Annotated in this window: 10 protein-coding genes and 1 pseudogene; 6 read left to right on the forward strand and 5 right to left on the reverse strand. The window is 72.9% G+C overall.

Annotation, left to right across the window (positions count from 1 at the left end):
- Positions 1-119 precede the first annotated feature (119 nt).
- Entirely contained in the window at positions 120-1025 is a 906-nt protein-coding gene (locus N5I75_RS09990) for a glycerophosphodiester phosphodiesterase (protein ID WP_476676346.1), read from the forward strand.
- On the opposite strand, the gene N5I75_RS09995 is transcribed toward N5I75_RS09990, so the two are convergent.
- Positions 997-1680, reverse strand: coding sequence for a TetR/AcrR family transcriptional regulator (locus tag N5I75_RS09995; protein WP_476676347.1), 684 nt, complete (start codon positions 1678-1680; stop codon positions 997-999). The genes N5I75_RS09990 and N5I75_RS09995 overlap by 29 nt on opposite strands.
- A 119-nt stretch (positions 1681-1799) precedes the next feature.
- Here N5I75_RS09995 and N5I75_RS10000 point away from each other — a divergent pair, with 119 nt between their 5' ends.
- A complete protein-coding gene (locus N5I75_RS10000) occupies positions 1800-1982 on the forward strand; it encodes a DUF6243 family protein (RefSeq protein ID WP_476676348.1) in 183 nt (60 codons plus the stop codon).
- Positions 1983-2088: 106 nt separating this feature from the next.
- Positions 2089-2937: a dimethylargininase gene (gene ddaH, locus N5I75_RS10005; protein ID WP_476676349.1), complete on the forward strand. Its 849-nt coding sequence runs from the start codon at positions 2089-2091 to the stop codon at positions 2935-2937.
- 81 nt (positions 2938-3018) lie between these two features.
- On the opposite strand, the gene N5I75_RS10010 is transcribed toward ddaH, so the two are convergent.
- Genes N5I75_RS10010 through N5I75_RS10020 form a run of 3 tightly spaced genes read right to left on the reverse strand, consistent with a single transcriptional unit; the run spans position 3019 to position 6497 of the window.
- The gene (locus tag N5I75_RS10010; protein ID WP_476676350.1) at positions 3019-4035 is read right to left on the reverse strand and encodes a small ribosomal subunit Rsm22 family protein; all 1017 of its coding nucleotides are present in this window, start codon (positions 4033-4035) and stop codon (positions 3019-3021) included.
- A 36-nt stretch (positions 4036-4071) separates the two neighbouring features.
- A complete protein-coding gene (locus N5I75_RS10015) occupies positions 4072-5166 on the reverse strand; it encodes a serine hydrolase domain-containing protein (protein WP_476677009.1) in 1095 nt (364 codons plus the stop codon).
- Positions 5167-5207: 41 nt separating this feature from the next.
- Positions 5208-6497, reverse strand: a complete 1290-nt coding sequence (locus N5I75_RS10020) for a multidrug effflux MFS transporter (protein ID WP_476676351.1) — start codon at positions 6495-6497, stop codon at positions 5208-5210.
- Positions 6498-6651: 154 nt separating this feature from the next.
- Here N5I75_RS10020 and N5I75_RS10025 point away from each other — a divergent pair, with 154 nt between their 5' ends.
- Positions 6652-7650, forward strand: coding sequence for a Gfo/Idh/MocA family protein (locus N5I75_RS10025; RefSeq protein WP_476676352.1), 999 nt, complete (start codon positions 6652-6654; stop codon positions 7648-7650).
- 258 nt (positions 7651-7908) lie between these two features.
- On the opposite strand, the gene N5I75_RS10030 is transcribed toward N5I75_RS10025, so the two are convergent.
- Positions 7909-9540, reverse strand: a complete 1632-nt coding sequence (locus N5I75_RS10030) for an alkaline phosphatase D family protein (RefSeq protein WP_476676353.1) — start codon at positions 9538-9540, stop codon at positions 7909-7911.
- A gap of 145 nt (positions 9541-9685) precedes the next feature.
- Between N5I75_RS10030 and N5I75_RS10035 the strand changes: the two genes are divergently transcribed.
- The gene (locus N5I75_RS10035; protein WP_476676354.1) at positions 9686-10501 is read left to right on the forward strand and encodes an SDR family oxidoreductase; all 816 of its coding nucleotides are present in this window, start codon (positions 9686-9688) and stop codon (positions 10499-10501) included.
- Positions 10502-10628: 127 nt separating this feature from the next.
- Positions 10629-10767, forward strand: a pseudogene (locus N5I75_RS10040) (lamin tail domain-containing protein); the annotation flags it as partial.

Here is a 10767-nt window from a genome sequence, read left to right on the forward strand (position 1 = left end):
CCGTCGAGCCGGGTGCCGGTTGATACCCGGACCACCATCGTCCCACCCTCGCGCTTCTGTAGGGGCCACAGGGTGTCATTGCCCTATTTGTATGCATTTTCGGACCTACCGTGGTGGCCATGGTTGCCATGGCCGCACTCGCCTCACTCGTCACGCGCACCGCGCCGGTCGCGGGGCTCACGGGCGCGCTCTCCCTCACCGTCCTGGCGTTCGCGCCGGCGCTCGGCCGGGGCGCGGGGCCGCTCACCGTGGACTCGCTGCCCCGGATCACGTACACCGCGCACCGCGGCGGCGCCCTGGAGGTGCCGGAGAACAGCATGGCGGGCCTCGCCGCGGCCTTCGTCCGAGGCAGCGCGCGCATCCTCGACCTCGACACGAGGATGCTGCGCGACGGCACGCTCGTCGTCCTGCACGACGCGACGCTCGACCGCACGACCTCCGCGCGCGGCCCGGTGCGGGCGCTGGACCGGGCGGACTGGGAGCGCGTCCGGCTGCGGCCCGACGCGTCGCTGCCGGAGCGCTGGACCCCGGAGCGGCCGCCGACGGTCGCGGAGGTGCTCGACCGGTTCGGCGGCCGGACCGTGCTGATGCTGGAGGCGAAGGACCCGCGCTCCCTGACCGGGCTCGCCCGGCTCGTCCGGGTCCGCGGCCTGACCCGGTCCGTGCTGGTCAACTCCAACAGCCCGGCCGTCGCCGAGCGCGCGCACCGGCTCGGCCTGGTCACCCAGCTCTGGCGCTCGGCCGGGCAGATGAGGTCCGACCGGCCCGAGCGCTGGGCCCGCTTCGTCGACGTACTGGACATGGATCACACGGCCCGCGACGCCGATCTGCTGCGGGCGGTGCGTTCCGGGGTGGCGCACGTGTGGGCGCACACCGTGAACACGCCCGGGGACCGGGACCGGGTGCTGCGGCTCGGCTGCGACGGGGTGATCACGGACGCGCCGGGCCTGCTCGCGGCCACGTCCATGGTCACGGCCCCCGCCAGGGCGGTTTCGGCTACGCCTCCCGCCGCGGGCGGGCGCTGATCCCGTAGAGGGCGTACTCGACGAGCCGGTCGGCGTACGCGTGGTCGAGGGGGCCCGTCTCCTGGAGCCAGCGCTGGGCGAGCGGCCCGGAGAACAGGTCGCGGGCGATGAGCGGGTCGACGTCCGCGCGGACCTGGCCCGCGTCCTGCGCGGCGCGCAGCCGGGCGGCGTAGAGGTCGAGCCCCGGCATGAGCAGCGCGGCGACGAAGTCGCGGGCGAACTCCCGGTTGGCGACGCCCTCGGCGGCGAGCGCGCGGGCGGGGACGTCGAAGCGGGGGTCGAGGAGTTCGTCGACGGTGGCGCGGAGCACGACCTTGAGGTCGGCCTCCAGGTCGCCGGTGTCGGGCAGGGCGACGGGGTTGAGCGGCACGTCGGGGTGGTGCTCGGCGGCGGCCCGCTGGTTCTGCTCGTTGAGGTCGATGAAGGCCTCCATGAGCACCTGCGCCTTCGAGCCCCACCAGCGGTAGATCGTCTGCTTGCCGACGCCGGCGCGGGCGGCGATGCCCTCGATGGTCGTACGGGGGTAGCCGATCTCCCCGACGAGGGCGAGCGCGGCGTCGTAGATCGCGCGGCGCGAGCGCTCGCTGCGGCGGGCGGAGTCGGGGGCCGTCTTCTTCTGGGCCTGGCCTGCGGCGTGACTGGAGGTGGCGGACATGGTTCGAATGTAGCAGCGAGCGAGGCGAGACGTACCGTCTCGGAAGTGGTTGACAAGACGAGACGTCTCGTTCAGAGTGGTGGATGTCAGCACGTCGGACCGGAGAGAAGAGGCGGACCATGACCCGAGGTGGAGCAGGCGGCATGCTGGGCGTCGGCGGCACGCGCCGGAACCTGTCCCGCAAGGCGCTGCGCGGCGGCGGCCGGAGCGGACAGGTCGGCGGCGGCACCGATCCCGTGGCACAGAAGCGGGAGTTGATGCGCAAGTTGCAGGAGAGGCGCGACGCCGATCGCGTCTCGTGATCCCGCGTGATTCCGCACCGTGAACCACCCGTTCGGTTCACAGCCGGGAGGGCTCCTCCGACCGCACCATGGGCGCATCAGACCCTGCGGTTGTGAGGAGCCCTCATTGCGTGAGCCGTATCCCGGGTGTTCCGCCGAACGACGCGCCACACCCCGGCGCTACCTCATGTGCCCACCGGCACACTTCAAGGTCACCTACTCGATCAATCCGTGGATGGACCCGGCGAAACCCGTCGACGTCCCGCTCGCCGTCGCGCAGTGGGAGGACCTGCGCGACCGGTACCGCTCCCTCGGCCACACCGTCGAGGTGCTCGACCCGCTGCCCGGACTGCCCGACATGGTCTACGCGGCCAACGGGGCGACCGTCGTCGACGGACGGGTGCTCGGGGCGCGGTTCGCCTACCCGGAGCGGGCGGGCGAGGCCGCGGCCCACCTGGAGTGGTTCAGGTCGAACGGCTACGCCGACGTGCGGGAGCCCGTGCACGTCAACGAGGGCGAGGGGGACTTCGCCGTCACCGCCTCGTACGTCCTCGCCGGACGCGGGTTCCGGGCCTCGCCCCTCTCGCACGGCGAGGCGCAGGAGGTGTTCGGGCGGCCCGTCATCGGGCTCGACCTCGTCGACCCGCGCTTCTACCACCTGGACACGGCGCTCGCCGTCCTCGACGACCGGGGCGACGAGGTCATGTACTACCCGGCCGCGTTCTCGGCGGGCAGTCAGGGCGTGCTGCGGCGGCTGTTCCCGGACGCGTTGATCGCCTCGGAGTCCGATGCGGTGGCCTTCGGCCTGAATTCGGTGTCGGACGGGCGGCATGTTCTTGTGCCTCAGGCTGCCGCCGGGTTGTTCGGACCTCTGCGGGAGCGAGGGTTCGTGCCCGTTCCCATGGACCTGTCCGAGCTTTTGAAGGGGGGCGGGAGCGTCAAGTGCTGCACGCTTGAGCTGCGGGCCGGGCTGTAGCACGGGGGTGCGTGTTGTTTGTCGGGTGCGGGTGGGCCGTGGCTGGGCGCGCAGTTCCCCGCGCCCCTGGCCGGGCTGCACCTAGCGGGGCCATTCGTCGCCCCAGTTGGTGTTGCGTGCCCGCTTGTACTGCTCCCCGTGCTTCTTCGTCACCGTCGTTCGCGTCAACGTGTCCTCCTTTACGCACAGGTCCAGTAGCACCTGGCCCTTGCGGATCTGAGGGCGGCGGATCACCCGGGACTCGGCCGGGGCCGGGGGGAAGCGGGTCGCTGCCACGTAGGAGAACTTCTCGTCCTCGTACGCCAGCGACCCGCCCTTCACCTGGCGGTGCAGGGAGGAGCGGCTGACCCGGGCCGAGAAGTGGCACCAGTCCTCGCCGGGGACGATCGGGCACGGGGCGCTGTGCGGGCACGGGGCCGCGATGTGGAAGCCCGCCGTGATCAGGCGGTCGCGGGCCTCGATGATCCGGGCGTAGCCGTCGGGGGTGCCGGGTTCGATGACGACGACGGCCTCGGTCGCGGCCCCGGCGGCGGCGTCGACCACGGCCGCGCGGTCGGCGTCCGTCAGTTCCTTCAGGACGTACGAGATGGTGACGAGGGAGGTGGCCGCGAGGGGGGCGCCCGTGCCGATGCGGCCGCGTTCCCAGTGGACGTCCGACGTCAACTGCGGGTCCGCCGAGGCCAGTTCGCGGCCCAGCGCCAGTGCGGGTTCCGACCAGTCCAGGACCGTCGTCGGGCGCGGCGCGGGCCACACCGCGCGGGCCGCCCAGACCGCCGCGCCGGTCCCGCCGCCGATGTCCAGGTGGCCGGAGGGCGTCCAGTCGGCGGGTGCCGCGGCAGCCAGCGCGTCGAGGCTCGCGGCGACCGCCTCGAACGTGGCCGGCATCCGGTACGCCGCGTACGCCGCCACGTCCGCCCGGTCGCGCAGGATCGGCGCGTCGGTCGGGGTGGTGCCCCGGTAGTTCGCGATCAGGCGGTCCACGGCGCGCGCCGCCTGGGTGGGCGGCAGCCCGTCGAGGAGCCCGGCGAGCGCGGCGCGCAGGGTCTCGGCGGGGTCGGTGGGCGCGGAGTGCGAGGTGGGGTGGGTCGGGGCGTTCACCCGCACGATTTTAGGCGGCCGTCCCGAAGGGCGGTGTCAGGAGCCCGGCGGGCCCGTCACCGCGCGGGCGAGCCGGGTCGCCGCCGCCGCACGCGGGCCGTTGTCGGCGGGGCGGCGGCGCGGGTGGACCGTGGTGGCGAGGAGGACGAGGAACGTGTCCGTCACCGGGTCGAGGACCAGGGACGTACCCGTGAAACCGGTGTGCCCGGCCGCCCCGGCGCCCGCCAGCTCGCCCATGAAGGAGGGCTGGTCGACGCGGAAGCCGAGGCCCGGCGCGGCCAGCATCAGGTCGACGAAGTCGGGGCCGAGGATGCGGGCGGTGCCGTAGGAGCCGCCGTTGAGGAGGGTGCGGCACAGGACCGCCAGGTCGTAGGCGGTGGAGAAGAGGCCCGCGTGACCGGCGACGCCGCCGAGCGCCCAGGCGTTCTCGTCGTGGACCTCGCCGCGCAGCATGCCGCGGTCCGCCTTGGCCCAGGGGCGGCGCTGGTCCTCGGTGGCGGCGGCGCCGGGCCGCGGCCCGAACGAGGTGGCGGCCATGCCGAGGGGGCGGGTGATGCCGTCGCGGACGAGGGCGTCGAGCGGGCGTCCGGTGAGGCGCTCCAGGAGGTGCTGGAGCAGCAGCATGTTCAGGTCGGAGTAGAGGTACTCCCCCGGCGGCGACGAGGGGGCCTCGGCGCGCAGGAGCGCGAGCCGCGCGGCCGCGTCCCGGGCCTCGTACAGCGGGAGTTCCGGGCGCAGGCCCGAGGTGTGGGTGAGGAGCCGGCGGACAGTGATGTCGTGCCGGGAGGCGGCGGTGAACTCGGGGAGGTAGGCGCCGACCCGGGCGTCGATGCCGAGCGTGCCGCGCTCGATCTGCTGGACGGTGGCGACCGTGGTGAAGAGTTTGGTGAGGGAGGCCAGGTCGAAGACGGTGTCGAGGGTCATCGGCACGCGGTCCTCGGGCGGCAGCTCGACGCCCCGGTCGGTCTCCTCGTCGTACGCGGCGTAGCGCACGGCCCAGCCGGTGGCGGCCTCGGCGGCGAGGACCGGGCCGCGCCCGGCGAGCAGGACGGCACCCGCGCACCAGGGGCGCGGCCCTTCGGGGAGCGTGCGCACGTCACGGACGAGGCGGGCGATCTCGGCGGTGCGCAGGCCCGCCCGCTCGGGGGTGCCGTGGCGCAGTCGTGGGGAGCTCAGGCCTCCGTCACCTCATCCGTCGCTCTGGCCGCGTGCTGCCAGGGGCGGCACAGTGCCATGAAGGCGACGGCCGCCGCCAGGCCGCAGGCGAGCTGCACCACGGCCATCGGCACCGCCGTGCGCTCGCCCGCGATGCCGACCAGCGGGGAGGCGACCGCGCCGATCAGGAACGACGACGTGCCGAGCAGCGCGGAGGCGGAACCGGCGGCGTGCGGGGTGCGCAGGAGGGCGAGCGCGTTGGTGTTGGGCATGGCGAGGCCCATCGACGCCATCAGGACGAAGAGTCCGGCCGCGACGGGGACGATGCCGAGGTCCTCCGGGGCGCCGAACACGCCTGTGACGACGAGCAGCAGGAAGGCGGCGGCGAGGACGATCAGGGCCAGGCCGACCGCGAGGACCTTGTCGAGGCTGACGCGGCCGACGAGGACCTTGCCGTTGAGCTGGCCGACCGCGATCAGCCCGACCGAGTTGAGCCCGAAGAGCAGGCTGAAGATCTGGGGCGAGGCCCCGTAGATCTCCTGGATCACGAACGGGGAGGCGCTGATGTACGCGAACAGCGCGGCGAACGCGAAGCCGCCCGCGATCATGTAGCCGGTGAAGACGCGGTCCGCGAGCAGCGAGCGCATCGTGCGCAGCGCCTCGACGGTACCGCCGGAGTGGCGCCGCTCGGGCGGCAGCGTCTCCGGGAGGAACTTCCCCACGATCGCGGTGAGCGCGATGCCGATGACGGTGAGGACGACGAAGACGCCGCGCCAGTCCGTGACGCGCAGGATCTGACCGCCGATCAGCGGCGCGACGATCGGGGCGACACCCGATATCAGCATCAGGGTGGAGAAGAAGCGGGCCATCGCGACGCCGTCGTAGAGGTCGCGCACGACCGCGCGGGCGATGACGATGCCCGCCGCGCCCGCGAGGCCCTGAAGGAGGCGGAAGGCGACGAGCAGTGCGGCGTTCGGCGCGAGCGCGCAGATCGCGGTGGCGGCGATGTAGACGAACAGGCCGGTCATGAGCGGCCTGCGCCGCCCCCACTTGTCGCTCATCGGGCCGACGACGAGCTGGCCGAGCGCCATGCCCGTCAGACACGCGGTGAGGGTGAGCTGCGCGGTGGCGGCGGAGGTGTGCAGGGCGCCGGTGACCTCGGGCAGGGCCGGGAGGTACATGTCCATGGACAGCGGCGGGACGGCGGTGAGGCCGCCGAGGACGAGGGTGACGAGGACGCCGGTGCGAACGGCTCCGCCGGGTACGGGAGTTGGCGCTTCGGCGCGGGTGACCTGCGGGGGCTTCATGGTGTTCGTGGTGCTCCCCGTACTTCCGCTCTCCGTCGTCCCGTCGCTCACCCGTTGCTCCCCGTTCCCTTTCGTCTCTCCCGGCCGTACGTGCGATTACCTATGCTCTCAGCTCGGCGGAGTGGTCGGGACCAACATCTGAGGTGGGCAAGAGATGGCAGCGGAGCGCGTGCGGTGGGGGATTCTCTCGACGGGCGGGATCGCCGCGTCCTTCACGGGGGCGCTGCTCGACCTTCCCGACGCCGAGGTGGCGGCCGTCGCCTCCCGCTCCGAGGAGTCCGCGAAGGCCTTCGCCGAACGGTTCGGGATCGAGCGCGCCTACGGCGACTGGGCCTCCCTCGCCGCCGACGACTCCCTCGACGTGATCTACGTGGCCACGCCGCACTCCGCGCACCGGGCTGCCGCCGGGCTCTGCCTGGAGGCGGGGCGGGCCGTGCTGTGCGAGAAGGCGTTCACGCTGAACGCGCGGGAGGCGGAGGAGCTGGTCACGCTCGCGCGGTCGCGGGGCCTGTTCCTGATGGAGGCCATGTGGATGTACTGCAACCCGCTGATCCGGCGGCTCAAGGCGCTGGTCGACGACGGGGCGGTCGGGGAGGTCCGCACCGTGCAGGCCGATTTCGGGCTCGCCGGTCCTTTCCCGCCCGCGCACCGGTTGCGGGACCCGGCCCAGGGGGGCGGTGCGACCCTGGATCTCGGGGTGTACCCGGTGTCGTTCGCGCATCTGCTGCTCGGGGAGCCGGCCGAGGTCACCGCGCGGGCGATGCTCTCCGAGGAGGGGGTGGATCTGCAGACCGGGATGCTGCTGTCCTGGGCGAGCGGGGCGCAGGCGCTCCTGCACTGTGCGATCAACTCCGGTACGGGTGTGACGGCGTCGGTCACCGGGTCCGCCGGGCGGATCGATGTGCCGTCCGGGTTCTTCTATCCCGAGCGGTTCGTGGTGCACCGGGACGGTCGTGAGCCGGAGGTGTTCGAGGCGGCGCCGGAGGACGGGCCCCGGGACTCGCTCCGGCACGAGGCGCTCGAGGTGATGGGTCGCTTGCGCGCCGGGGACACGGAGTCGCCGCTCGTGCCGCTCTCTTCTTCGCTGGCCGTCATGCGGACCCTGGATCGGGTGCGGGGGGCTGTGGGGGTGCGGTATCCCGGGGAGGGCTGAACGGTCCGTTGCCGGGTGCGACGTGCGCCGTGGCTGGTCGCGCCGTTCCCCGCGCCCCTGAAGGCTGCGGCTTCGCCGCGCCTTCCCCGGCGCCCTGAGGTGGCGCACGCAGTGCGCGCCTCAGGGGCGCGGGGAACTGCGCGACCAGCCACGACGAGAGCCGCGGCCGAGGATCGATGGAATGCCGCACGCAGTGCGCATGACAGGGGCGCGGGGAACTGCGCGACCAGCCCCCACGCGCCCGCGGACGAAGGACCGTTACGCCGGGCGCAGGCCCTGGTTGCCCACCTCCGTCACGAAGGACGCCGCCGTGCTGATCGGCGCGCCGGGGACGGAGATGAGCGGGAGGGTCTTGAAGTCGGCGCGGGCCGCTCGCTCCCCCAGCTCCACGGTGACGTAGCCGCGGCGCCCGTTGTAGAACTTCAGGTGCGGGTTGGCCCGCATGTACGTCTCCCAGTTGGCGGGCCGCTCCGCCCCGTCCTTGCCGGACGCGATGGACGTGGCGACGATCTCGGTGCCGAGCGTCCGCGACGCGGGATCGGCGAAGTCGTCCTCGATGTCGAAGGCGTACCCGACGTGGACGTCACCGGTGAGCACCATCAGGTTCTCGACCCGCGCCGCCTTCGCCCCGTCGAGCACCCGCCGACGAGACGCCCGGTACCCGTCCCACGCGTCCATGGACAGCTTCGCCTCGGCGTTGAGATCGAGCCTGCGCTCGGAGAAGGTGACCTGCTGCGGAACGACGTTCCACAGGGCGCGCGAGTGCCGCCACCCGTCGAGCAGCCACCGCTCCTGCGTCGCCCCGGTGATGGTGCGCGCCGGATCGTCGGACTCGGGCCCCGGCACGTGGGAGCCGTCGCCGTACGCCTGGTTGGAGCGGTACTGCCGGGTGTCGAGGATGTCGAACTGGGCGAGGCGCCCCCAGTCGAGGCGCCGGTAGAGCCGCGCGTCGGGACCGGTCGGCAGCTGGGGACGGCGCAGCGGCTGGTTCTCCCAGTACGCGCGGTACGCGGAGGCGCGGCGCAGCAGGAACTCGGCCGGCGGGTCGTCGTTCTCGGAGATGTCGCCGGCGTAGTTGTTCTCGGTCTCGTGGTCGTCCCAGGTGACGACGAAGGGGTGCGCGGCGTGCGCGGCCCGCAGGTCCGGGTCGGACTTGTAGAGGGCGTAGCGCAGCCGGTAGTCCTCCAGCGTCACGGTCTCCCGGTTGAAGAGGTCGGGCAGGACGCGGTCGGTGTACTTGCGGGCGCCGCCGGCCGAGTTGACCGCGTACTCGTAGAGGTAGTCGCCGAGGTGGAAGACGACGTCGACGTCGTCCTCGGCGAGGTGCTTGTACGCGGTGAAGTAGCCGTCGTGGTACGCCTGGCAGGAGACGGCGGCCAGCGTCAGCTCGGAGACGTGGCTCGCGGCGGCGGGCGCGGTGCGGGTGCGGCCGGTCTCGCTGACCCAGGCGCCGACGCGGAAGCGGTAGTAGTAGACGCGGCCGGGCGCGAGGTGGTCGACCTCGACGTGCACGGAGTGGTCGAACTCCGGGTGCGCGGTCGCGGCGCCGCGTCTGACGACGCGGCGGAAGCGCTCGTCGTGGGCGAGCTCCCAGCGGACCTCGACGCGTGCGGCGGGCAGCCCGCCGCCGGTCTCGTACGGTTTGGGTGCGAGGCGCGTCCACAGCAGGACGGAGCCGGGCAGGGGGTCGCCCGAGGCGACACCGAGGGTGAAGGGGTCGCTGGTCACCTTGCGGGCGTCCAGCTCGGCGGCGGCCGCGGTGCCCGCGGCGGGCAGGTTCACACTGAAGGCTAGCGCCGCCGCGGCGCCCGCGACAGTGAGGAAACGGCGCCGGCCCAAATGCTGCGCGGCGGCGCGGAGTTCGGGTGCGTGCTGGGGTACGTGCGACATGGAGCCCCTCCCCTTGATGCTGCTGACGTGCGGTCTCAGGGGGAATTGGAGTGGCCCGGGACGACGCTCGACTGTCGCGTACACAACAGCCACATGGCGGATCGGTGATCTCCCGGTGGCCGCACCGCCCGTACGCTGCGGCCCCATGGACGATCAGCACACATCAGACCAGCGCACATCGGACCAGAGCCCATCCGAGGCAGGCGGCAGCACGGTGACGCGGACGGCCGTGGTCACCGGGGCCGGGTCCGGCATCGGCCGGGCCGTCGCCCTGGAGCTGCTGCGGGGCGGCTGGCGCGTGGCCCTCGCCGGGCGGCGCGCCGAGACCCTTCAGGAGACGGCCGCCCTCGCGCCAGGCGCCGACTCCCTCGCCGTCCGCACGGACGTGTCGGACCCCGGTGACGTGGAGGGCCTGTTCACCGCCGTACGGGAGCGGTTCGGGCGGCTGGACCTGCTCTTCAACAACGCGGGGACGTTCGGGCCCGGCGGCGTGCCCGTCGAGGATCTCGCGTACGACGCGTGGCGGCATGTCGTCGACACCAACCTCAACGGGGCGTTCCTGTGCGCGCAGGCGGCGTTCCGGCTGATGAAGGAGCAGGAGCCGCAGGGCGGGCGGATCATCAACAACGGCTCCGTCTCGGCGCACACGCCCCGGCCGCGTTCGATCGCGTACACGGCGACCAAGCACGCGCTGACGGGCCTGACCAAGTCGCTCTCCCTGGACGGGCGTCCGTACCGGATCGCCTGCGGCCAGATCGACATCGGCAACGCGGCGACCGACATGACGGAGGCCATGCGGTCCGGCATCCCGCAGGCCAACGGGGAGCTGGCGGCCGAGCCCGTGATGGATGTGGCGGACGTGGCACGGACGGTGCGGCACATGGCGGAGCTGCCACTTGAGGCCAATGTGCAGTTCGCGACGGTCCTCGCCACCAACATGCCCTACATCGGGCGCGGGTGACCGTGGCGCGGTTCTTGCTTGAGATCTAAATCTCCACAAGCGGAATGGCACCTACCGCCCCAGAACCGGACACCGCACCCCGTATGCTCAACTCCTCTCCACGAGAACTTCACATTTGGAGTGCATCTTGCGCATACGTTCCGCGGCTCCGGCCGCCCTCGCCGCGGTCGCCCTGACCGGCTCGCTGTTCGCCGCGTCCCCGGCCTCCGCCGCCTCGCACCAGGGCGGCCTCCACCTCGGGTACATCCAGTTCGACAGCCCCGGTT

Source organism: Streptomyces sp. R818 (assembly GCF_056172735.1).

Coding starts and splice junctions, on each gene's coding strand:
- N5I75_RS09990 (WP_476676346.1), top strand. CDS start 120: ATGGTTGCCATGGCCGCACTCGCCTCACTCGTCACGCGCACCGCGCCG.
- N5I75_RS10020 (WP_476676351.1), bottom strand. CDS start 6,497: ATGAAGCCCCCGCAGGTCACCCGCGCCGAAGCGCCAACTCCCGTACCC.
- N5I75_RS10030 (WP_476676353.1), bottom strand. CDS start 9,540: ATGTCGCACGTACCCCAGCACGCACCCGAACTCCGCGCCGCCGCGCAG.
- N5I75_RS10025 (WP_476676352.1), top strand. CDS start 6,652: ATGGCAGCGGAGCGCGTGCGGTGGGGGATTCTCTCGACGGGCGGGATC.
- N5I75_RS09995 (WP_476676347.1), bottom strand. CDS start 1,680: ATGTCCGCCACCTCCAGTCACGCCGCAGGCCAGGCCCAGAAGAAGACG.
- N5I75_RS10035 (WP_476676354.1), top strand. CDS start 9,686: ATGGACGATCAGCACACATCAGACCAGCGCACATCGGACCAGAGCCCA.
- N5I75_RS10000 (WP_476676348.1), top strand. CDS start 1,800: ATGACCCGAGGTGGAGCAGGCGGCATGCTGGGCGTCGGCGGCACGCGC.